The organism is Pseudomonas sp. OV226, from assembly GCF_003148705.1.
GTDB lineage: Bacteria > Pseudomonadota > Gammaproteobacteria > Pseudomonadales > Pseudomonadaceae > Aquipseudomonas.
Genome location: NZ_QGGS01000011.1, coordinates 23,581 through 44,733, shown reverse-complemented (window position 1 = coordinate 44,733; position 21,153 = coordinate 23,581). Strand labels below are relative to the sequence as shown.

The window sequence follows — 21,153 nt, the reverse complement described above, 5'->3', positions numbered from 1 at the left end:
AGATCTGGATCAGACTTCGTCGGGGCTGCGCAGGTTGGTGACTGCGATTCGCTGTTCGCGGCGCTTTTCCTTTTCGGAAGGCATCTCGGCGCGATACACGCCTTGATCACCAACGACCCAGGAAAGCGGACGACGCTCCTGTCCAATCGACTCTTGCAAGAGCATCAAGCCTTGCAGAAAAGCTTCAGGACGGGGCGGGCAGCCAGGCACGTAGACGTCCACGGGCAGGAACTTGTCCACCCCTTGAACGACGGAGTAGATGTCGTACATGCCACCGGAGTTGGCGCACGAACCCATGGAGATAACCCATTTAGGTTCGAGCATTTGCTCGTAGAGACGCTGAATGATCGGCGCCATCTTGATGAAGCAGGTACCGGCGATAACCATGAAATCCGCCTGACGCGGCGATGCCCGGATAACCTCGGCGCCAAAGCGCGCGATGTCGTGGGGCGCCGTGAAGGCGGTGGTCATTTCCACGTAGCAGCACGAAAGACCGAAGTTATACGGCCACAGGGAGTTCTTGCGCCCCCAGTTGATCGTGCCGTTAAGCACGTCTTCGAGCTTGCCCATGAAAATGTTTTTGTGGACTTGATCTTCTAACGGATCGGAAACGGTTTCCCGTTCGCCAATCGGATACTGCTCGTTAGGAGCATCGGGGTCGATCCTGGTGAGATTGTATTGCATTGCCAAAGCCTCATTGTTTCAGCTTCGCTTGTCGCTTACGACGAGCTTCCGGAGCCCAGTCAAGGGCGCCCACTCGGAATAGGTAGACAAGGCCTGCCAACAGAATTGCTATGAAAACGAGAGCTTCGACGAATCCGGTCCAGCCGCTTTCGCGGACGGACACAGACCATGCAAAGAGAAAGAGGGCTTCGATATCGAAGATCACGAAGAGCATCGCGACCAGATAGAATTTGGCTGAGAGCCGCAGACGGGCGCCACCTGTAGGCAGCATGCCGGATTCGAACGGTTCGTTTTTGCTGCGGCCCCAGGCTTTTGACCCGAGGAGGCTGGAAACGCCGAGCATGAAGGCGCAAAGGCCGACGACGCCCAGAAGGAAAATGGCAAAGCCCCAGTTGTGGGCCATGAGTCCTGTCGCTTCGGGCATGCTGGTAATCCTTAACAGAGAGCAAAGGTCTCTGAGCTTAAAAAAGTAACAACGCAGTGACGATATGTCGCAGCAATCAATCCCGCTGATTTTATGGCTAAACACCCAGCAAGTAAAATTCCTATAGCGAAATTATTTATAGGAATAAGGACATAGCGCACCTCCAAAGCCCCGCAGCCCATGCGCTTCGGGCATTAGCCGGGATTTCATTAATTATGTTTTGCGCAGCGCGTAACGAACATAGTTGCGGCTAAATGATAATCAATATTGTTTGCAGTGATTTTTAAACAGTTTAGCGAGTAGGCGATCAGGAAGTTGCCTTATATGCGCGTTACTGCAAGTAGCGAGCGGGGTTGTTTTACCCTGTTTTCCTAATCGGGAAAATGCTCAGGATCAATGATTTTCCGCACAAAATCCGGCGTGCACGATCCCTGTAGCAGCTGCCGAAGGCTGCGTTCGGCTGCGCAGCAGTCGTAAAACCCGAGTGCACGGTGAAACAGGCACAACAAGGTGGATGGTTTCGCGAGGACTTCGTCCTCGAACGCAGCCTTCGGCAGCTGCTACAGGGTTGTGATGGCCTACAAATCACAGGCAAAAAAACGCCCCGAACCAGTCGGGGCGTCAGATGTGCAGCGTTGCGGTTAGCTTTTTACTCGGTCCGCAGCGGCCACTTGTTCAGGTGAAGCAGATCAGTGGAACTGTTCTTCTTCAGTCGAACCGGTCAGTGCGGTTACCGAAGACGAGCCGCCCTGAATCACGGTGGTCATGTCGTCGAAGTAGCCGGTGCCCACTTCCTGCTGGTGAGCCACGAAGGTGTAACCCTTGGCAGCGTCAGCGAACTCTTGCTCTTGCAGCTTCACGTAGGCAGTCATGTCGTTGCGGGCGTAGTCGTGCGCCAGGTTGAACATGCTGTGCCACATGTTGTGAATGCCGGCCAGGGTGATGAACTGGTGCTTGTAACCCATGGCGGACAGTTCGCGCTGGAACTTGGCGATGGTCGCGTCGTCCAGGTTTTTCTTCCAGTTGAAGGAAGGCGAGCAGTTGTACGACAGCAGTTGGTCCGGGTATTCCTTTTTGATCGCTTCAGCGAAGCGACGAGCCTCGTCCAGGTCTGGCTTGGCGGTTTCGCACCAGATCAGGTCGGCGTACGGAGCGTAAGCCAGGCCGCGAGCGATGGCCTGGTCCAGACCGGCGCGCACTTTGTAGAAGCCTTCCTGGGTACGTTCGCCAGTGACGAACGGCTGGTCGTACGGGTCGCAATCGGAAGTCAGCAGGTCAGCTGCGTTAGCGTCGGTACGGGCCAGAATGATGGTCGGAGTACCGGCAACGTCAGCGGCCAGGCGAGCAGCGGTCAGCTTCTGTACGGCTTCCTGGGTAGGAACCAGTACCTTGCCGCCCATGTGGCCGCATTTTTTCACCGAAGCCAGTTGGTCTTCGAAGTGAACGCCGGCGGCGCCTGCTTCGATCATGCTCTTCATCAGCTCGTAAGCGTTCAGTACGCCGCCGAAACCGGCTTCGGCGTCAGCTACGATCGGAGCGAAGTAGTCGATGTAGCCTTCGTCGCCCGGGCCTTTGCCGGCTTTCCACTGGATCTGGTCAGCACGACGGAACGAGTTGTTGATGCGCTTGACCACGGTTGGAACCGAATCCACCGGGTACAGCGACTGATCCGGGTACATCGATTCAGCGGAGTTGTTGTCCGCCGCAACCTGCCAGCCCGACAGGTAGATCGCCTGGATACCGGCTTTAACTTGTTGTACAGCCTGGCCGCCGGTCAGGGCGCCCATGCAGTTAACGAAATCTTTCTCAGGGCGGAAGGACGGCTTGGCACCCTGGGTAACCAGGTTCCAGAGCTTCTCGGCGCCCAGTTTTGCAAAGGTGTGCTCAGGTTGAACCGAGCCACGCAGGCGGACGACGTCAGCAGCGGAGTAAGCGCGTGTCACGCCTTTCCAGCGTGGGTTTTCAGCCCAGTCTTTTTCGAGGGCTGCAATTTGCTGTTCGCGTGTCAGTGCCATGGAGATAAACCTCGTCGCGTCTTTACGGAAAGTTGTGCTGCTGTGGAAAATTCATGCTGCGCGCTGACCAGAAGCTTTGGCGGTCAAGTCGGATTTGGCGGGGGTGGCGACGGGATGAACGATGGGCTCGAGGGGAAGTGAGCAGGTAAGGGCGAGCTGGCGAGCGCATTCGGGCATCGTGGGCCTTGGTGCGAACTACAGTGAGTAGCCGGGTTACCTAATTACGCTTCCGTCCCTCGGGACAACTTCGTTCCAGTCGGCAACCTCGTCAAACACACCTTGTGGGCGGTACAGACACGAAGCGGCTCGCGGGGTAGGTGCAAGCATCGCCTCGAAGGCCCTTGCCAGGGCCTCTGATTAGCGGGAGCGAGGCCATCATGCCTTTGCTTTTTTCGATCGTCAAACGTTTTGTAGTGCTTTTTTTCAAGCACTACATCTTTGGTCTAATAAGACTAATCAGTCAGTTTTTGGTGCTTTAGTCCAAGGTGTCGACTTTCACCCGCAAAGTCATGTCGTTGCGACTCTGGGTTGAGTAGCTGCGGGTCATGGCCTGTTTGTCGGCCTGGGTCTGGCCGTTCATCCCGGCCAGCAGGATCCACTCACCGAGGCGTCCGGTGACAGTTGTGTCGGTACTTTGCACGTTCACTACATCGGGCCGTTCCTGGCTCATGCGGTCACGGTTTGTGCTGATTGCCAGGTGAACGATGTCGCCGGTGACGCTGGCGGTGACGTAGAAGCCTTGAGTGACGTTGCGGTATTCGGTCTGGCTGCGCAAATCACCGTAGGAGTCGGTTTGCGAGCTGATGAGTGGAACGCTCTGGCCCACCTGAATCAGTGCGGGAGTGCCTTCGCTGGCCTGGACTTGTTGGATGCCGCCGTCACGGCTGTCAGTGCTGTGATTGATGATTCGGGTCTGGCTCGGCTTGGCGCCGTTTACCGAGTAGCCCTGATCGCCATGGAAGTTGTTTTCATTGGTGTCGACGGTGATCAGCAGGCGTTTTGGCTGGGTATCAAGTTGTGCGATCAGCGCTTTAAGTTCGTCGATTTTGCGTTGATCGGCATTGATGATCAGTTGATTGCCGTAGGCGCTGACCTGTCCTTCCTTGCCAATGAAATCCTGCGCCATGGGCAGCATGTCAGCACTGGTACGGAAGCTCAGGGGCACGATCTCGGTGGCCGCCATGGCCGAAAAACTGCAAGCCAACAGCAAGGTGGTGAGCAGGGTGCGTAGGGACATATCCGTTATCTCCGACATCTTGAAGTGTTGATAGTGCCAGTTTGTCGGCCCGGCGTGGGGCAAGTTGAATTTTAGACAGCAAAACGCCCCGACATCCGAAGATGGTGGGGCGTTTTGTGTGTTCTTGCGGGCCTCATCACCAGCAAGCTCGGCTCCTACAGGTATCGCGCTGAATCTGTAGGAGCCGGGCTTGCCCGCGATGGCAGCGCTTCGGTCTCACGCGGAGTGCCGCACCATGTCCACATGCGGAATCCCGGCTTCCAGGAACTCCTCGCTGACCATGCTGAAACCCAGGCGCTCATAGAACGCCGTGGCTTGCACTTGTGCGCTGAGCATTTGCTGCTTCAGCCCACGTTTTTCGGCTTCGCCGATCACCGCTTGCATCAGTGCATCGCCGACCTTCAAGCCGCGCCAGTCCTTGAGTACCGAGACCCGGCCAATGTGCCCATCGGGCAGCAGGCGGGCGGTGCCTATCGGAAAGTCGCCTTCGAAGGCCAGGAAATGCACCGCGGTTGCGTCATCAGCATCCCATTCCAGCTCAGGTGGAACGGATTGCTCGGCGATGAACACCGTCTCACGAATGCGCCGGATCTCGGCGATATCCTTCTGCCAGTCTGCGACACGTACGTGAATTTTATTCATCAGCAAACCCCAGGCTTCCTTGCTTGATCAGTTCGCACAGCAGGCCACGACCGTCTTCATCGGTCAGCCACGCGCCGAGGTTGTCGATGTGCAGTGCGTCGGCAGCGCAAATCAACTTCAGCAGTTCGCGCAGCTTGCCTGGCAGGTAACGACTTTGGCCGCTGGCAAACAGCAGCAAGTCGTCATCGACTTCGGACCAGGCCAGGCGCGCACTTGGGTTGCGGATCAGTACGGCACCTTGCTCCAGGCTGGCGAGCAGGTCGTCTTCTTCGATCTCTTCCGGGCCGACCACCAGTTCTGGATAGCGCGGCTCGGTCATGTACTGGCCAAACCAGGTCAGCAGCAGACGCTCGTCGCTCATGTGCTCGGCCAGCAGGCTTTTGAGGCGATCAAGAGCGTCATGCTGGATCTGGTGAGGATCAACCGCTGGCAGGGCGTCGGCGTCGGTGTAACGCTCTTCGTCTGTCAGGAACTGGCTGAGGAAGTCGGTGAAGTGGGTCAGCACTTCAGCGGCGCTCGGCGCACGGAAACCCACGGAATACGTCATGCAATCATCGACAGCCACGCCGCAGTGGGCCAGGCGTGGCGGCAGATACAGCATGTCGCCCGGTTCCAGGACCCATTCAGCGGTCTCTTCGAATTCCGCCAGGATGCGCAGGTCGGCGTGTTGCAGCAGTGGGCTCTCGGAATCGCACATCTGGCCGATTTTCCAGTTGCGCTTGCCATGGCCTTGCAGCAGGAATACGTCGTAGTTGTCGAAGTGTGGACCGACGCTGCCACCTGGGGCTGCGAAACTGATCATCACGTCGTCAACGCGCCAGCTCGGCAGAAAGCGGAAGTGTTCCAGCAGCTCGCTCACTTCAGGCACAAACTGATCCACCGCTTGAACCAGCAGGGTCCACTCGCGTTCCGGCAGTTTGCTGAACTCGTCTTCGGCAAACGGGCCGCGACGCAATTCCCAAGGGTGCTCGCCGTGCTCGATCACCAGGCGCGATTCGACTTCTTCTTCCAGCGCCAGGCCGGCCAGTTCGTCGGCGTCGATCGGGCTTTCGAAATCAGGAATCGCCTGGCGGATCAGCAGCGGTTTTTTCTGCCAGTAGTCGCGCAGGAACTCGCGTGCCGTGATACCGCCCAGAAGTTGAAGAGGAATGTCAGGATTCATGTGTAACCTATTGAAAAAAAGCACTTTTGAGACAGGAATAAAAACGCCCGGCGCTGCCGGGCGTCTCAAGCGGGGCAAGCGGTCAATCAGATGCGTTTGGCTTGCTCTACAGCGTTACCGATGTAGTTCGCCGGGGTGAGCAATTTCAGCTCGGCCTTGGCGGCGGCTGGCATGTCCAGGCCGTCGATGAAAGTCTGCAACGCTTCAGGGCTGATGCCCTTGCCGCGGGTCAGTTCTTTCAGTTTTTCGTACGGGTTTTCGATGTTGTAGCGGCGCATTACGGTCTGGATCGGCTCGGCCAATACTTCCCAGCAAGCGTCCAGGTCGGCAGCGATCTTCTGGGCATTGAGCTCCAGCTTGCTGATGCCTTTGAGGCTGGCTTCGTACGCGATCACGCTGTGGGCGAAGCCGACACCGAGGTTGCGCAGCACGGTGGAGTCGGTCAGGTCGCGCTGCCAGCGGGAGATTGGCAGCTTGCTCGCCAGGTGCTGGAACAGTGCGTTGGCGATGCCCAGGTTGCCTTCGGAGTTTTCGAAGTCGATCGGGTTGACCTTGTGCGGCATGGTCGACGAACCGATTTCGCCAGCGATGGTGCGCTGTTTGAAATAACCCAGGGAGATGTAGCCCCAGATGTCGCGGTCGAAGTCGATCAGGATGGTGTTGAAGCGCGCGATGGCGTCAAACAGCTCGGCAATGTAGTCGTGCGGTTCGATCTGCGTGGTGTACGGGTTGAAACCCAGGCCCAGCTCGTCTTCGATGAAAGCGCGGGCGTTTTCTTCCCAGTTGATCTCAGGGTAGGCCGACAGGTGAGCGTTGTAGTTGCCGACAGCGCCGTTGATCTTGCCCAACAGCGGAACGGCAGCGACCTGAGCAATTTGACGCTCCAGGCGGTACACCACGTTCGCCAGCTCTTTGCCCAGGGTGGTCGGCGAAGCCGGTTGACCGTGGGTGCGCGACAACATTGGCACGTCGGCAAAACGGATGGCCAGTTCGCGGATGGCTTCGGCGGTCTGACGCATCAGCGGCAGCATCACGTCATCACGGCCTTCGCGCAGCATCAGGGCGTGGGACAGGTTGTTGATGTCCTCGCTGGTGCAGGCAAAGTGGATGAATTCGCTGACGGCAGCCAGTTCTGGCAGCTTGGCCGCTTGCTCTTTGAGCAGGTATTCGATGGCTTTAACGTCATGGTTGGTGGTGCGCTCAATCTCTTTGACACGCTCGGCGTGCTCCAGAGAAAAGTTTTCCGCCAGGGTGTTCAGTACAGCGTTGGCTTCGGCGGAGAACGCCGGTACTTCGCTGATGGCAGGATGAGCGGCCAGGCGCTGGAGCCAGCGCACTTCAACCAGAACGCGAGCACGGATCAGGCCGTATTCGCTGAAAATTGGGCGCAGGGCCTGGGTTTTGCCGGCGTAGCGGCCGTCAACAGGGGAAACCGCAGTGAGCGAAGAAAGCTGCATGGGGTGTTCTCGGACAGTCGGGCAACGAAATGGGGCGCGTATCATACATGAAAAAATCCGCCGGTCCGTCGCCAACTGACCGGCGTATTACGCGTAACTCGGTGTAAAGGTCTGCCGATGCGAGTTATTCGTTACGCATCAACGGGTAAAGCTCTTTGAGCAATTTGCGGCGGCTGATTACCAGCTGCCAGCGGTGACCGCCCAACTGTCGCCACAAGCGCGCCGAACGAATACCTGCCAGCAACAGGGCGCGGATCTTCGAGGCGTTGCTCGGTTGCTGCAGGTTGCGCATGTCGCCATGGACCTGGATGCGTTGGCGCAGTGTGCTCAAAGTGTCCTGATACAACGCGCCGCACGCGGCGATCACGTTTTCATGAGCGGGGCCGAAGTGTTCGACCTGGGATTGAATCTGCGGCAAGCGCTTGCCGATCGCGTCCAGCATGTCGCCACGTTTGGCCAGCTGGCGCTCCAGCCCCAGCATCGCCAGCGCGTAACGCAACGGTTCGCGTTGCAGGGCGCTCGGGTCGCGCTCCAGGGCGCCGATCAGTGCACGATAACCTTCGCGCAGGTTGAGGTCGTCGCCGCCGTAGACTTCCAGCGTGTCCTTGGGGTCGCGAATCAGCAGGCTGCCGAGCATGCAGGTCAGGCCGGCTTCAGAGGTCTGGCCGCTCTTGGCAATCTTGTCGACGAGGACGGCGGCGAGAAACACGCCGCCCAGTGCCGTCAGTTGCTCCTGGGTCGGGCTCATTGAGGCTGGCCTTTGCTGGTCCACGGCTCTGCAATTTCGATCACGCCACCGCCGAGGCAGATTTCACCGTCATAGAACACCACGGACTGGCCTGGAGTGACCGCACGCTGCGGGTCATCGAAGGTCGCGCGGTAGCCGGTGGCGGTTTTCTCCAGCGTGCAAGGCTGATCGCTTTGGCGGTAGCGGACCTTGGCGGTCAACTTGCGCGGTTCGGTCAAATCAATCGGGTTGACCCAATAGATGTCCGAAGCGAGCAGGGCGCGGGAAAACAGGTAAGGGTGGTCATTGCCCTGGCCAACAATAAGCTCGTTGTGTTCCAGGTCTTTGATCAGCACGTACCATGGCTCGTCACTGGCGTCTTTCAAGCCGCCGATGCCCAGGCCCTGGCGCTGACCGATGGTGTGGTACATCAAGCCGTGGTGGCGGCCGATGACTTCGCCTTCGGTGGTCTTGATCTCGCCAGGCTGCGCGGGCAGGTACTGCTTGAGGAAGTCGCTGAAGCGGCGTTCGCCGATAAAGCAGATGCCGGTGGAGTCCTTTTTCTTCGCGGTCGCCAGCTCGTATTTCTCGGCAATTGCGCGTACTTCGGGTTTTTCCAGTTCGCCGACCGGGAACAGGGTCTTGGCAATCTGTTCACCGCCCACGGCGTGCAGGAAGTAGCTCTGGTCCTTGTTCGCGTCCAGGCCCTTGAGCAGTTCGGTGCGGCCGTCGATATCGCGGCGGCGCACGTAGTGGCCGGTAGCAATCAGGTCGGCACCGAGCATCATGGCGTAGTCGAGGAACGCCTTGAACTTGATCTCACGGTTGCACAGGATGTCCGGGTTTGGCGTGCGGCCGGCCTTGTATTCGGCCAGAAAGTGCTCAAACACGTTGTCCCAGTACTCGGCGGCGAAGTTGGCGGTGTGCAGCTTGATACCAATTTTGTCGCACACGGCCTGGGCATCCGCCAGGTCGTCCATGGCGGTGCAGTATTCCGTTCCATCGTCTTCTTCCCAGTTCTTCATGAACAGGCCTTCCACCTCGTAGCCCTGCTCGATCAGCAGGAGGGCGGAAACGGAAGAGTCCACGCCGCCGGACATACCGACAATGACGCGCTTCTTTTGTGTGTCAGAAGGGGCTGGATCACGCATAGGGATTCAATGAGTGTCTTGAAAAAGGACGCGATTCTAACAGGCCGGAGCCCGCAAGGCTAAAGAGAAGGGCGGATCAGTTCGAGACTGAAGTGATTGCCGTCCAGATAATCATCGATACAGCGGATGATCAGCTCACTGCGCCAGTTTGCGCGCTGTTCCAGCAATTCGTCACGCGTCAGCCACTTGGCGCCGACGATGCCGTCGTCCAATTGATAGTCCGGGTGGTGCCTGAGCGGTTTTGCAATGAAGCAGACTCGCTGGTAAGTCACGCCATTGCTGGGGGCGGTATAGAGATAAATGCCGACGACGCCGGTCGGCTCGACGTCCCAGCCGGTTTCTTCGAGGGTTTCGCGGATGGCGGCTTCTGTCAGGGTTTCGTCCGGGTCGAGGTGGCCAGCGGGCTGGTTCAGCACGTTGCGACCGGCTTTGTGTTCCTCGACCATCAGGAAGCGGCCGTTATCCTCGACGATCGTGGCGACGGTGATGTGGGGTTTCCAGTCCATGAAAATACCTCGGTTTTTTGTAGGGGGTAGCAGCTGCCGAGCTTGCGAGGCTGCGTTCGACTGCGCAGCAATCGCAAGAAGTCATGCCGGGTGGGGCATGGAGCACTACATTGCCTGATTTGTGGCCGCTTCGCAGCCAAACGCAGCCTCGCGGGCTCGGCAGCTGCTACAGAAGTGGTGATGTCAGAAACACAAACCCCGGCACAGGGCCGGGGTTTGTGATGTTCCCTTACAACCTTAAACCAGCGCAGCAACCGCCGCGTTGAAGGTTGCGCTCGGGCGCATGGCCTTGCTGATCAGCTCGGCGTCGGCGTGGTAGTAACCGCCGATGTCCACTGGCTTGCCCTGAACGGCGTTGAGTTCGGCAACGATGGTTGCTTCGTTCTCGGTCAGGGTTTTGGCCAGGGTCGCAAACTGCGATTGCAGTGCAGCGTCTTCAGTCTGGGCGGTCAGGGCTTGAGCCCAGTACAGCGCCAGGTAGAAGTGGCTGCCGCGGTTGTCGATGTTGCCGACTTTGCGCGATGGCGACTTGTTGTTGTCCAGGAACTGGCCGGTGGCCTGGTCCAGGGTCTTGGCCAGAACCAGCGCCTTAGGGTTGTTGTAGGTCACACCCAGGTGCTCAAGGGATGCGGCCAGGGCCAGGAACTCGCCCAGGGAATCCCAGCGCAGGAAGTTTTCTTCCAGCAACTGCTGAACGTGCTTCGGAGCCGAACCACCGGCGCCGGTTTCGAACAGACCGCCACCGTTCATCAGTGGAACGATCGACAGCATCTTGGCGCTGGTGCCCAGTTCCATGATCGGGAACAGGTCAGTCAGGTAGTCGCGCAATACGTTGCCGGTCACCGAGATGGTGTCCTTGCCTTCGCGGGTGCGCTGCAGGGTGAACTTCATTGCGTCGACCGGCGACATGATCTGGATGTCCAGACCGGCAGTGTCGTGATCCTTCAGGTAGGCCTGAACTTTCTCGATCATCACGCCGTCGTGGGCGCGCATTGGGTCCAGCCAGAAGATCGCTGGCGTGCTGCTTGCGCGAGCGCGGTTGACGGCCAGTTTGACCCAGTCCTGGATCGGCGCGTCTTTGGTCTGGCACATGCGGAAGATGTCGCCGGCTTCAACCGATTGCTCCAGCAGCAGGGCGCCTTTGCCGTCGGTGACGCGGACAACGCCGTTGGCCTTGATCTGGAAGGTCTTGTCGTGCGAGCCGTACTCTTCGGCTTTCTTCGCCATCAGGCCAACGTTTGGCACGCTGCCCATGGTGGTTGGGTCGAAAGCGCCGTTTACCTTGCAGTCTTCGATGACGGCCTGGTAGATGGTCGCGTAGCAGCGATCCGGGATCACAGCCTTGGTGTCGTGCAGCTGGCCGTCAGTGCCCCACATTTTGCCGGAGTCACGGATCATCGCCGGCATCGAGGCGTCGACGATCACGTCGCTCGGCACGTGCAGGTTGGTGATGCCTTTGTCGGAGTTGACCATGGCCAACGATGGACGAACGGCATAGACCGCTTGAATGTCAGCTTCGATCTGAGCTTGCTGCTCGGCCGGCAGGGCCTTGATGCGAGCGTACAGGTCGCCAATGCCGTTGTTCAGGTTGAAGCCGATCTGTGCCAGCACGTCAGCGTGCTTGGCCAGTGCGTCTTTATAGAACTCGGCAACGATCTGGCCGAACATGATCGGGTCGGAGACCTTCATCATGGTGGCTTTGAGGTGAACCGACAGCAGCACGCCTTGTTGCTTGGCGCTTTCGATCTCGGCGGCAATGAAGCTGCGCAGAGCGTTTTTGCTCATGACTGCGCAATCGAGGATCTCACCGGCTTGTACGGTGGTTTTTTCTTTCAGGACGGTGGTGGTGCCGTCTTGAGCGATCAGCTCGATTTTTACAGCGTCAGCGGCATCGATCAGGGCGGCTTTTTCGCTGCCGTAGAAATCGCCGGTGCTCATGTGCGCGACGTGAGACTTGGAGTCTTTAGCCCAGGCACCCATTTTGTGCGGGTGCTTGCGAGCGTAGTTCTTGACCGACAGTGGTGCGCGGCGATCCGAGTTGCCTTCGCGCAGAACCGGGTTCACGGCGCTGCCCTTGATCTTGTCGTAGCGCGACTTGGCGAGCTTGTCGGCGTCGCTGGTCACGGTTTCCGGGTAGTCAGGAAGCGCGAAGCCCTGGGCTTGCAGTTCCTTGATCGCTGCTTGCAGCTGAGGAACGGAAGCACTGATGTTCGGCAGCTTGATGATGTTGGCTTCAGGCGTAACGGCCAGGTCGCCCAGTTCGGCGAGGTGGTCGGCTACGGCTTTGTCACCCAGTTGCTCGGGGAAGCTGGCCAGAATGCGTCCTGCAAGAGAGATATCGCGGGTTTCAACGGCGATATCAGCCGAGGCGGTGAAGGCCTCTACGATAGGCAACAGTGAATAGGTGGCGAGGGCTGGGGCTTCGTCGGTGAAGGTATAGATGATCTTCGAGCGGGTGGGCATATTCGGATTAACTCTCTCTTCTTTGCTAAAGCGTGCGCAGAAACTCGAGGTGCGCCGGGTAAGCGCGTTCGTTCAAAGTCATCCATGAGCCGAATATCGAGGTTTCGTTGCTGTGATGTTGGGTGCATCAGTAGGGCGTCAAGCGTTCGGGCTGCGGTAACAGACCGGCTTATCGGGCTGAAAGTCTCGTCATAGAGCCCCTCAGTCGTCGTGACCCTTTGGTCAGCGGCGGCATTATACATAGGTAGCTGGCAATCTGCCGATGGTTCATGAGTAACGATTCTCGTCCATTGGTCTAAAGGTCGCAGGGGCGAGGGCGGCGTAGAGTCGTTCGGCGTGCTTGAGTTTGGCGCTTTTCCCTTTGCTTTCAGGCTTGTAGCTCGCAAGTAATGCAGCTTTGCGGCAGATGGATGGAACATAGGGTTTGCGCGCCGATTTAACTGGGTTACGCTCGAACGAAGCCAGATGTTCAATCCAAACAATGGAGTTCAGCATGGGATACAAGAAGATTCAGGTTCCAGCAGTCGGCGACAAAATCACCGTCAACGCGGACCATTCTCTCAATGTTCCTAACAACCCGATCATCCCCTTCATTGAAGGCGATGGTATTGGTGTTGATATCAGCCCGGTCATGATCAAGGTTGTCGATGCTGCTGTTAAGAAGGCTTACGGCGGCGAGCGCAAAATTTCCTGGATGGAAGTCTACGCCGGGGAGAAAGCGACTCAGGTTTACGATCAGGACACCTGGCTGCCCCAGGAAACCCTGGACGCGGTCAAGGATTATGTAGTTTCCATCAAAGGCCCCCTGACCACTCCGGTCGGCGGCGGCATCCGCTCGCTGAACGTGGCGCTGCGCCAACAACTCGACCTGTATGTCTGCCTGCGCCCGGTGCGCTGGTTCGAAGGCGTGCCAAGCCCGGTCAAGAAGCCAGGCGATGTCGACATGACGATCTTCCGTGAGAACTCGGAAGACATTTACGCCGGTATCGAGTGGAAAGCCGGTTCGCCGGAAGCGACCAAAGTCATCAAGTTCCTTAAAGATGAAATGGGCGTCACCAAGATCCGCTTCGACGAAAACTGCGGTATCGGCATCAAGCCGGTTTCGCTGCAAGGCACCAAGCGTCTGGCACGCAAGGCTCTGCAGTATGTGGTCGACAACGACCGCGACTCGCTGACCATCGTGCACAAAGGCAACATCATGAAGTTCACCGAAGGTGCTTTCAAGGAATGGGCCTACGAAGTGGCGGCTGAAGAGTTCGGTGCGACCCTGCTCGATGGCGGTCCGTGGATGCAGTTCAAGAACCCGAAAACCGGCAAGAACGTCATCGTCAAGGACGCCATCGCTGACGCCATGCTGCAGCAGATCCTGCTGCGCCCTGCCGAATACGATGTGATTGCGACCCTGAACCTGAACGGCGACTACCTCTCCGACGCCCTGGCGGCGGAAGTGGGCGGCATCGGTATCGCACCGGGTGCCAACCTGTCCGACACCATTGCCATGTTCGAAGCGACCCACGGTACTGCGCCGAAGTACGCTGGCAAGGACCAGGTCAACCCGGGTTCGCTGATCCTGTCGGCTGAAATGATGCTGCGTCACATGGGCTGGACCGAAGCGGCTGATCTGATCATCAAGGGCACCAACGGCGCGATTTCCGCCAAGACCGTGACCTATGACTTCGAACGTCTGATGGAAGGCGCGAAGCTGGTTTCGTCTTCCGGGTTTGGCGATGCGCTGATCTCGCATATGTAAGAATACGCAGGCACACAAAAACCGCCTGATTCAAGTGATTGAGTCGGGCGGTTTTTTTATGACTGGATGACGCTGCGGTCTTAGGCTGTCACGGTCTGTTGCACTGCAGGCGCGTCGGTATTCAAGACATCCACGGGGTTGCCGATGTTGATCGCGTGCAGGCCTTTGGGGCCCTGGATGATATCGAATACGACAGCTTGCCCGGCTTTCAGGGTTTTATATCCGTCCATCTTGATGGCTGAATAATGGGCGAAGAGGTCTTCGCTATCACCATCCTTATTGATGAAGCCATAACCCTTGGCATTGTTGAACCATTTGACCTTGCCTTTTACAGTGCCTTTGGCTGCTGGCTTGTCACCCTTGTTTTCTATAGTGCCTTTAGCAACCGGCTCATGACCCTTGACACCTGACATACCCAACTCCCTCTGCAACAGACTCCATCACTGGAGTATCATCCAGTACATCCGCAGTCTAATCTTGGAATTAAGATTGACTCCGCGGACCTTTTTTACCCACTGTGGGCTCTATTGGTTGTAACACCGTTTTCCCGATAGTCAAGGTGACCGGGCGGTCGGTGTTGAAATCGTCCATAGCCGCCCCCACCACTGTATTCGCACAACTGACGAACCTTTCTTTCCATGCATGCAATCAGCCAGATTCGACTAACATTCAATCAGGATCGCCCTGATTCACACGACGACGATTCAGCGGGTATTGCTGTTCAGGAGGCAAAGCCTGCGTTACAGGCGCCGCCGATGTACAAGGTGGTTTTGTTCAACGATGACTACACGCCGATGGATTTCGTCGTCGAAGTGCTCGAGGTGTTTTTTAACCTGAATCGCGAGCTGGCGACCAAGGTCATGCTGGCCGTCCATACAGAAGGACGGGCAGTATGTGGAGTGTTTACCCGCGACATCGCCGAGACAAAGGCCATGCAGGTCAACCAGTACGCCAGGGAAAGCCAGCATCCGCTACTCTGTGAAATCGAGAAGGACGGTTAATCGCCGACCACTTGGGTATGAGGTGAAGCTATGTTAAACCGCGAGCTCGAAGTCACCCTCAATCTTGCCTTCAAGGAGGCTCGTTCGAAGCGTCATGAGTTCATGACCGTCGAACATCTCCTGCTGGCCCTATTGGACAATGAGGCTGCCGCCACCGTTTTGCGTGCCTGCGGCGCAAACCTCGACAAACTCAAGCATGACCTGCAGGAGTTCATTGACTCCACCACGCCTTTGATCCCCGTACATGACGAGGATCGTGAAACCCAGCCAACCCTGGGCTTCCAGCGTGTACTGCAGCGTGCTGTGTTCCACGTACAGAGCTCGGGCAAGCGTGAAGTGACTGGCGCCAACGTGCTGGTCGCGATCTTCAGTGAGCAAGAGAGTCAGGCGGTGTTTCTGCTGAAACAGCAGAGCGTAGCGCGCATTGATGTCGTCAACTACATCGCTCATGGCATTTCCAAAGTGCCGGGGCATGGCGATCACTCTGAAGGTGAGCAAGATATGCAGGACGACGAGGGCGGTGAGTCTTCTTCTTCAGGCAATCCGCTGGATGCTTATGCCAGCAATCTCAATGAACTTGCGCGCCAGGGTCGAATTGATCCATTGGTAGGTCGTGAGCTGGAAGTTGAGCGCGTTGCTCAGATTCTGGCGCGTCGTCGCAAAAACAATCCGCTGTTGGTGGGCGAGGCGGGCGTGGGTAAAACCGCGATTGCCGAAGGCCTGGCCAAGCGCATTGTCGACAACCAGGTGCCGGACCTTCTGGCCAACAGCGTGGTGTATTCCCTCGACTTGGGCGCCTTGCTGGCCGGGACTAAATACCGTGGCGATTTCGAGAAGCGCTTCAAGGCGCTGCTCAATGAACTGAAAAAACGTCCGCAGGCGATCCTGTTCATCGACGAAATCCACACCATCATCGGTGCAGGTGCCGCGTCCGGTGGCGTCATGGATGCCTCGAACCTGCTCAAGCCGCTGCTGTCCTCGGGTGATATCCGTTGCATCGGTTCGACTACGTTCCAGGAATTTCGCGGGATTTTCGAGAAAGACCGTGCCTTGGCCCGGCGCTTCCAGAAAGTCGATGTGTCGGAGCCTTCGGTGGAAGACACCATTGGCATCCTGCGCGGCCTGAAAGGCCGTTTCGAGGCACACCACAACATCGAATACAGTGATGAAGCGCTGCGTGCGGCGGCTGAACTGGCTTCGCGCTATATCAATGACCGTCACATGCCGGACAAGGCCATTGACGTGATCGACGAGGCGGGCGCCTATCAGCGTCTGCAACCGATCGAGAAACGTGTGAAGCGCATCGAGGTGCCTCAGGTCGAGGACATCGTTGCGAAAATCGCGCGGATTCCGCCTAAGCACGTCACCAGCTCCGACAAAGAGCTGCTGCGTAACCTTGAGCGTGACCTGAAGCTGACCGTATTTGGCCAGGATGCCGCCATCGATTCGTTGTCGACGGCGATCAAACTGTCCCGTGCCGGCCTCAAGTCGCCTGACAAGCCTGTCGGTTCGTTCCTGTTCGCAGGGCCGACCGGTGTCGGTAAAACCGAAGCGGCGCGTCAGTTGGCCAAGGCGTTGGGCATCGAGCTGGTTCGTTTCGACATGTCCGAGTACATGGAGCGCCACACCGTATCGCGTCTGATCGGTGCACCTCCAGGTTATGTCGGGTTCGATCAGGGTGGCCTGCTGACCGAAGCCATCACCAAGCAGCCTCACTGCGTGCTGTTGCTCGATGAAATCGAGAAGGCGCACCCGGAAGTCTTCAACCTGCTGCTGCAGGTCATGGACCACGGTACGCTGACCGATAACAACGGGCGCAAGGCGGATTTCCGTAACGTGATCGTCATCATGACGACCAACGCCGGTGCCGAAACAGCTGCGCGTGCTTCGATTGGTTTCACGCACCAGGACCACTCGTCCGATGCGATGGAAGTGATCAAGAAAAGCTTCACGCCGGAGTTCCGCAACCGTCTGGACACCATTATCCAGTTTGGTCGCCTCAGTCACGAGGTCATCAAGAGCGTGGTGGACAAGTTCCTTACCGAGCTTCAGGCGCAGCTGGAAGACAAGCGCGTGCAGCTGGAAGTAACGGACGCCGCGCGCAGCTGGCTGGCAGCAGGTGGTTACGACACGGCAATGGGCGCTCGACCAATGGCGCGTTTGATCCAGGACAAGATCAAGCGTCCGCTGGCCGAAGAGATCCTCTTTGGCGAACTGGCCGACCATGGCGGTGTGGTACACATCGACCTGAAGGACGGCGAGCTGACCTTCGAGTTCGAGACCACGGCTGAAATGGCCTGACGGGTGTTGATCTGTTGTAAAGCGAAAGGCGCCTTCGGGCGCCTTTTTGTTGTCTGTTAGATTGGGTGTATATCCGTTGCTGCGGTAACGGCTGCTTAGGGTTTCGCCCTTACGGCGACTCACTTTTTTTTCAAACGCCAAAAAAAAGTAAGCAAAAAAAGGCTCGCCCCGAGCGTCCGGCCCCTCGCTAGGGCTCGGCGTTCCTTCGTTTCGGTATCCATCCGGGGACACTGCCCTCCGGTCGGCTTCGCTTCGACCTACATGCAGCGTGTTCGACTGCGTCGAACGGCGCTACGCGCCACTCCCCGGATGAACACCTCCACTCAGCCTCCCGAAGGGGCGGGTGGATCAAGATCAAAAGCTGCAGGCGAGCTAACGCTCGGCCTGTTGAGTGGTGAAGGGCGGGTGTACGCCAATCCCATATAGGGGCGGCTGCGATCTTTTGATCTGGCTTTGGCTCGTTGATCCTGATTTTGATCTTTTGCCCCTTCGGCAGGCCGAGCGTAGGTGTTCATCAGGGGATTAGGCGCGTAGCGCCGTGCGGCGAAGCCGCACACATCGAGAGGAGGTCGTAGCGAAGCAGACCGTAGGCGATGTCCCCTGATGGATACCGTAGCGAGGGAACACTGAGCTTTAGCGAAGTGCCGTACGCCGGGGCAAAGCCTTTTGGTTCCTTTTTGGCGTTTGAAAAAGGGATTCGCTGTAAGAGCGAAACCATAATCAGCCATCACCGCAGCAACGGATATACACCCAAAACCCAAAACCCCACCAAATCGCAGGCAAACAAAAACGCCCGGCAGAGCCGGGCGTTTTGTATTGACTTGATTAGCGAGCGCGGTAAGTGATGCGCCCTTTGCTCAAGTCATAGGGCGTCAGCTCGACGCGCACTTTGTCGCCGGTAAGAATACGAATGTAGTTCTTGCGCATCTTGCCGGAGATATGCGCGGTTACGACGTGCCCATTTTCCAACTCCACACGAAACATGGTGTTGGGCAGGGTGTCGACGACAGTGCCTTCCATTTCGAAGCTGTCTTCTTTCGACATGCAGTAAAGCCCTCGGTGTCCAATGAATGGCCCGGTGCAACTGCGCCAGGCAAAAGCGGCGTGCATTGTGCCCGAAAAATGGGGTTTAAGCCAAGGGGTTCTAGTTCAGGATGACCCAGCGTTGATTAATCAGCAGCTCGATTGGGCGATATTGGGTCTTGTAGCTCATTTTTTTGCAGTTTTTGATCCAGTAGCCGAGGTAGACGGCTTCCAGTCCGAGGCGTCGGGTCTCGGCAATCTGCCAGAGGATCGCGTATCGCCCCAGGCTACGGCGTTCTGCATCGGGTTCGTAAAAGGTATAAACCGCCGACAGACCGTTGGGCAGTAAATCGGTGACGGCTACCGCGAGCAGTCGGCCTTCAAGGCGAAACTCATAGAAGCGCGAGAACGGCAGGTCGCGAACCAGGAAGGTCGAAAACTGATCGCGACTCGGCGGGTACATATCGCCGTCGGCGTGACGCTGTTCGATGTAGCGCTGATAGAGGTCGAAATACTCTTCGCTGAACTGTGCCCTGGCGGGGCGGACCTGCAGGTCGGCGTTGCGTTTGAAGATACGTTTCTGTTGGCGGTTGGGGGTGAATTGCGCCACGGGGATGCGCGCCGGCACGCACGCATTGCAGTTTTGGCAATGAGGCCGGTAGAGATGATCGCCGCTGCGCCGAAAACCCATTTCAGACAAATCTGCGTAGACATGCACGTCCATGGGCTGGCTAGGGTCGAGAAACAGGGTCGTGGCCTGTTCATCTGGCAGATAGCTGCAAGAGTGGGGCTGAGTGGCATAAAACTTCAAACGCGCCAACTCGGTCATGATCAACCCTCGGAATAAGCTTGTGAATTAAGTGTAAGCCACACGCGCAAAAGCCGCTCAGGAAACCCATGTGGCGCGGTTGGGTTGATCCAGGTGTTGCGCCAGATAGCCGGCAAATTCACGGCGAGGAATCGCCCGGGCGCCAAGGCTGTGCAGATGGTCGGTCGGCATCTGGCAGTCGATCAGCACAAACCCCGAGTCTTTCAGGTGCCGTACGAGCGTCGCAAAACCAAATTTCGAGGCGTTATCGGCTCGGCTGAACATGGACTCGCCGAAGAACAGCTGTCCCATCGCCAGGCCGTAGAGTCCGCCGACCAGCTCGTCCTGATCCCAGACTTCCACCGAATGGGCATGGCCACGCCTGTGCAGTTCAGTGTAAGCGTCCTGCATGGCCTGGGTGATCCAGGTGCCGTCGGCGTAATCACGCGGTGCGGCGCACGCGCGGATGACGGCGGTGAAATCCTGATCGAAGGTCACGGTATAGCGCTGTTGACGCAGCAATTTGGCCAGGCTTCGGGAAACATGCAGTTCGTCGGGAAACAGCACGGTGCGTGGATCTGGCGACCACCAGAGAATGGGCTGGCCCTCGGAAAACCACGGAAAACAACCGTGGCGATAGGCTTGAATCAGACGATCGGCAGACAGATCGCCACCCGCCGCCAGCAGCCCGTTGGGGTCGCGCATGGCTTTTTCCAGCGGGGGGAAGGTCAGGGTATTGCGTTGTAACCAAGTCAGCATGGCATCCGGGCTTGCAGAAGGGGAGGGCGGTGGCGGGCTGGTAGGCCCGCCTTAAAGTGTGCCGTTAAACGGCGGGAATGTCGTCGAGGTATTTCTCGGCATCCAGCGCGGCCATGCAGCCAGCCCCGGCCGACGTGACGGCTTGGCGGTAAACGTGATCGGCGACATCGCCGGCGGCAAACACGCCGGGGATTTCGGTGGCGGTGGCGTCGCCGTCGTTGCCGCTCCTGACCCGCAGATAACCGTCGCGCATGGGCAACTGATCGATAAACAGATCGGTATTGGGTTTGTGGCCGATGGCAATGAATACGCCGGCCAGCGCCAATTCACGGGTTTCGCCAGTGAGGCTGTCGCGCAGTCGGGCGCCAGTCACTCCGCTGGCGTCACCCAACACTTCATCCAGATGCTGGTTCCAATGCAGGCGAATGTTGCCGTTGGCGGCTTTTTCGAACAGTTTGTCCTGCAGGATTTTTTCCGAGCGCAACTTATCGCGACGGTGAATCAAATGGACTTCCTTGGCGATGTTCGACAGATACAAGGCTTCCTCGACAGCGGTATTGCCGCCGCCGACCACTGCGACCACCTGATTGCGATAGAAGAAACCGTCGCACGTGGCGCAGGCTGAAACCCCTTTGCCGGCAAATGTCTCTTCCGAGGGCAGTCCCAGGTATTGCGCCGAAGCGCCAGTGGCGATTATCAGTGCGTCGCAGGTGTAGGTGCCGCCGTCGCCGATCAGTTCGAAGGGGCGTTGTTGCAACTTGGCGGTATGGATGTGGTCGTAAACGATCTCTGTGTCAAAGCGTTCGGCGTGACGTTGCATGCGTTCCATCAATACCGGGCCGGTGAGTCCTTCGACATCGCCGGGCCAGTTGTCGACTTCGACAGTGGTGGTGAGCTGGCCACCGGCCTGTATGCCGGTAATGACAACGGGTTTGAGGTTGGCGCGGGCGGCATAAACGGCTGCGCTGTAACCGGCAGGGCCGGAACCCAGAATGATCAGGCGTGAATGCTTCGCTTCGCTCATAAAAACACCTCATAAGCCT

General features: G+C 57.9%; 20 protein-coding genes. 3 read left to right on the top strand and 17 right to left on the bottom strand.

From position 1 onward, the window contains the following. Positions 1-9: 9 nt before the first annotated feature. The 12 genes from C7534_RS18345 to C7534_RS18290 all read right to left on the bottom strand — a co-directional run bounded on the left by C7534_RS18345 (position 10) and on the right by C7534_RS18290 (position 12,963). Positions 10-684: a NuoB/complex I 20 kDa subunit family protein gene (locus tag C7534_RS18345; protein WP_007946424.1), complete on the bottom strand. Its 675-nt coding sequence runs from the start codon at positions 682-684 to the stop codon at positions 10-12. A 10-nt stretch (positions 685-694) separates the two neighbouring features. Then, complete coding sequence (locus C7534_RS18340; RefSeq protein ID WP_003223812.1) at positions 695-1,108, bottom strand: NADH-quinone oxidoreductase subunit A; 414 nt, start codon at positions 1,106-1,108, stop codon at positions 695-697. A 689-nt stretch (positions 1,109-1,797) separates the two neighbouring features. Continuing rightward, positions 1,798-3,123, bottom strand: coding sequence for an isocitrate lyase (gene aceA / locus C7534_RS18335; RefSeq protein WP_008032724.1), 1,326 nt, complete (start codon positions 3,121-3,123; stop codon positions 1,798-1,800). A gap of 475 nt (positions 3,124-3,598) precedes the next feature. After that, positions 3,599-4,360 (bottom strand): secretin N-terminal domain-containing protein, encoded by a 762-nt coding sequence (locus C7534_RS18330; RefSeq protein WP_109786600.1) that lies wholly within the window; start codon positions 4,358-4,360, stop codon positions 3,599-3,601. Between the two features lie 216 nt (positions 4,361-4,576). Beyond that, the gene (locus tag C7534_RS18325) at positions 4,577-5,002 is read right to left on the bottom strand and encodes a GNAT family N-acetyltransferase (RefSeq protein WP_046032487.1); all 426 of its coding nucleotides are present in this window, start codon (positions 5,000-5,002) and stop codon (positions 4,577-4,579) included. After that, positions 4,995-6,164 carry a ribosomal protein uL16 3-hydroxylase gene (locus C7534_RS18320; RefSeq protein WP_046032486.1) on the bottom strand — a complete coding sequence of 390 codons (1,170 nt, stop codon included), beginning with the start codon at positions 6,162-6,164 and terminating at the stop codon, positions 4,995-4,997. The genes C7534_RS18325 and C7534_RS18320 overlap by 8 nt, the downstream gene beginning before the upstream one ends. An 86-nt stretch (positions 6,165-6,250) precedes the next feature. Further along, on the bottom strand, positions 6,251-7,621 hold the full coding sequence (gene purB, locus C7534_RS18315) for an adenylosuccinate lyase (RefSeq protein ID WP_109786599.1): 1,371 nt from the start codon (positions 7,619-7,621) through the stop codon (positions 6,251-6,253). Positions 7,622-7,745: 124 nt separating this feature from the next. Beyond that, positions 7,746-8,369 carry a high frequency lysogenization protein HflD gene (gene hflD, locus C7534_RS18310; protein WP_046032484.1) on the bottom strand — a complete coding sequence of 208 codons (624 nt, stop codon included), beginning with the start codon at positions 8,367-8,369 and terminating at the stop codon, positions 7,746-7,748. Next, positions 8,366-9,499 (bottom strand): tRNA 2-thiouridine(34) synthase MnmA, encoded by a 1,134-nt coding sequence (mnmA, locus tag C7534_RS18305; protein ID WP_046032483.1) that lies wholly within the window; start codon positions 9,497-9,499, stop codon positions 8,366-8,368. The genes hflD and mnmA overlap by 4 nt, the downstream gene beginning before the upstream one ends. Positions 9,500-9,558: 59 nt before the next feature. Next, on the bottom strand, positions 9,559-10,005 hold the full coding sequence (locus C7534_RS18300) for an NUDIX hydrolase (RefSeq protein ID WP_109786598.1): 447 nt from the start codon (positions 10,003-10,005) through the stop codon (positions 9,559-9,561). Between the two features lie 237 nt (positions 10,006-10,242). Further along, positions 10,243-12,468 carry an NADP-dependent isocitrate dehydrogenase gene (locus C7534_RS18295; protein ID WP_109786597.1) on the bottom strand — a complete coding sequence of 742 codons (2,226 nt, stop codon included), beginning with the start codon at positions 12,466-12,468 and terminating at the stop codon, positions 10,243-10,245. Between the two features lie 267 nt (positions 12,469-12,735). Further along, positions 12,736-12,963 carry a hypothetical protein gene (locus C7534_RS18290; protein WP_109786596.1) on the bottom strand — a complete coding sequence of 76 codons (228 nt, stop codon included), beginning with the start codon at positions 12,961-12,963 and terminating at the stop codon, positions 12,736-12,738. Between C7534_RS18290 and icd the strand changes: the two genes are divergently transcribed. Beyond that, the gene (icd, locus tag C7534_RS18285) at positions 12,962-14,218 is read left to right on the top strand and encodes an NADP-dependent isocitrate dehydrogenase (RefSeq protein WP_017339594.1); all 1,257 of its coding nucleotides are present in this window, start codon (positions 12,962-12,964) and stop codon (positions 14,216-14,218) included. The genes C7534_RS18290 and icd overlap by 2 nt on opposite strands. Positions 14,219-14,298: 80 nt before the next feature. Here the strand turns inward: icd and cspD are convergent, their stop codons facing one another. Next, complete coding sequence (gene cspD / locus C7534_RS18280) at positions 14,299-14,589, bottom strand: cold shock domain-containing protein CspD (RefSeq protein ID WP_046032618.1); 291 nt, start codon at positions 14,587-14,589, stop codon at positions 14,299-14,301. Between the two features lie 267 nt (positions 14,590-14,856). On the opposite strand from cspD, the gene clpS reads away from it, so the two are divergent. Then, positions 14,857-15,219 (top strand): ATP-dependent Clp protease adapter ClpS, encoded by a 363-nt coding sequence (gene clpS, locus C7534_RS18275; protein ID WP_046032480.1) that lies wholly within the window; start codon positions 14,857-14,859, stop codon positions 15,217-15,219. Positions 15,220-15,249: 30 nt separating this feature from the next. Continuing rightward, on the top strand, positions 15,250-17,520 hold the full coding sequence (gene clpA / locus C7534_RS18270) for an ATP-dependent Clp protease ATP-binding subunit ClpA (RefSeq protein WP_046032479.1): 2,271 nt from the start codon (positions 15,250-15,252) through the stop codon (positions 17,518-17,520). Between the two features lie 825 nt (positions 17,521-18,345). Here the strand turns inward: clpA and infA are convergent. From infA to trxB, 4 genes are all read right to left on the bottom strand, one after another. Then, positions 18,346-18,564, bottom strand: a complete 219-nt coding sequence (gene infA / locus C7534_RS18260; protein ID WP_002553999.1) for a translation initiation factor IF-1 — start codon at positions 18,562-18,564, stop codon at positions 18,346-18,348. Between the two features lie 100 nt (positions 18,565-18,664). Next, complete coding sequence (locus tag C7534_RS18255) at positions 18,665-19,372, bottom strand: arginyltransferase (RefSeq protein WP_046032478.1); 708 nt, start codon at positions 19,370-19,372, stop codon at positions 18,665-18,667. Positions 19,373-19,429: 57 nt separating this feature from the next. Beyond that, positions 19,430-20,110, bottom strand: a complete 681-nt coding sequence (gene aat / locus C7534_RS18250) for a leucyl/phenylalanyl-tRNA--protein transferase (RefSeq protein WP_046032477.1) — start codon at positions 20,108-20,110, stop codon at positions 19,430-19,432. Positions 20,111-20,174: 64 nt separating this feature from the next. Continuing rightward, positions 20,175-21,134 (bottom strand): thioredoxin-disulfide reductase, encoded by a 960-nt coding sequence (trxB, locus tag C7534_RS18245; protein WP_077431876.1) that lies wholly within the window; start codon positions 21,132-21,134, stop codon positions 20,175-20,177. Between the last annotated feature and the right edge of the window lie 19 nt (positions 21,135-21,153).

Bases quoted from the DNA above. Each gene is read 5' to 3' on its own strand.
- C7534_RS18345 (WP_007946424.1), bottom strand. From the start codon at position 684: ATGCAATACAATCTCACCAGGATCGACCCCGATGCTCCTAACGAGCAG.
- C7534_RS18340 (WP_003223812.1), bottom strand. From the start codon at position 1,108: ATGCCCGAAGCGACAGGACTCATGGCCCACAACTGGGGCTTTGCCATT.
- aceA (WP_008032724.1), bottom strand. From the start codon at position 3,123: ATGGCACTGACACGCGAACAGCAAATTGCAGCCCTCGAAAAAGACTGG.
- C7534_RS18330 (WP_109786600.1), bottom strand. From the start codon at position 4,360: ATGTCCCTACGCACCCTGCTCACCACCTTGCTGTTGGCTTGCAGTTTT.
- C7534_RS18325 (WP_046032487.1), bottom strand. From the start codon at position 5,002: ATGAATAAAATTCACGTACGTGTCGCAGACTGGCAGAAGGATATCGCC.
- C7534_RS18320 (WP_046032486.1), bottom strand. From the start codon at position 6,164: ATGAATCCTGACATTCCTCTTCAACTTCTGGGCGGTATCACGGCACGC.
- purB (WP_109786599.1), bottom strand. From the start codon at position 7,621: ATGCAGCTTTCTTCGCTCACTGCGGTTTCCCCTGTTGACGGCCGCTAC.
- hflD (WP_046032484.1), bottom strand. From the start codon at position 8,369: ATGAGCCCGACCCAGGAGCAACTGACGGCACTGGGCGGCGTGTTTCTC.
- mnmA (WP_046032483.1), bottom strand. From the start codon at position 9,499: ATGCGTGATCCAGCCCCTTCTGACACACAAAAGAAGCGCGTCATTGTC.
- C7534_RS18300 (WP_109786598.1), bottom strand. From the start codon at position 10,005: ATGGACTGGAAACCCCACATCACCGTCGCCACGATCGTCGAGGATAAC.
- C7534_RS18295 (WP_109786597.1), bottom strand. From the start codon at position 12,468: ATGCCCACCCGCTCGAAGATCATCTATACCTTCACCGACGAAGCCCCA.
- icd (WP_017339594.1), top strand. From the start codon at position 12,962: ATGGGATACAAGAAGATTCAGGTTCCAGCAGTCGGCGACAAAATCACC.
- C7534_RS18290 (WP_109786596.1), bottom strand. From the start codon at position 12,963: ATGCTGAACTCCATTGTTTGGATTGAACATCTGGCTTCGTTCGAGCGT.
- clpS (WP_046032480.1), top strand. From the start codon at position 14,857: ATGCATGCAATCAGCCAGATTCGACTAACATTCAATCAGGATCGCCCT.
- clpA (WP_046032479.1), top strand. From the start codon at position 15,250: ATGTTAAACCGCGAGCTCGAAGTCACCCTCAATCTTGCCTTCAAGGAG.
- infA (WP_002553999.1), bottom strand. From the start codon at position 18,564: ATGTCGAAAGAAGACAGCTTCGAAATGGAAGGCACTGTCGTCGACACC.
- C7534_RS18255 (WP_046032478.1), bottom strand. From the start codon at position 19,372: ATGACCGAGTTGGCGCGTTTGAAGTTTTATGCCACTCAGCCCCACTCT.
- aat (WP_046032477.1), bottom strand. From the start codon at position 20,110: ATGCTGACTTGGTTACAACGCAATACCCTGACCTTCCCCCCGCTGGAA.
- trxB (WP_077431876.1), bottom strand. From the start codon at position 21,134: ATGAGCGAAGCGAAGCATTCACGCCTGATCATTCTGGGTTCCGGCCCT.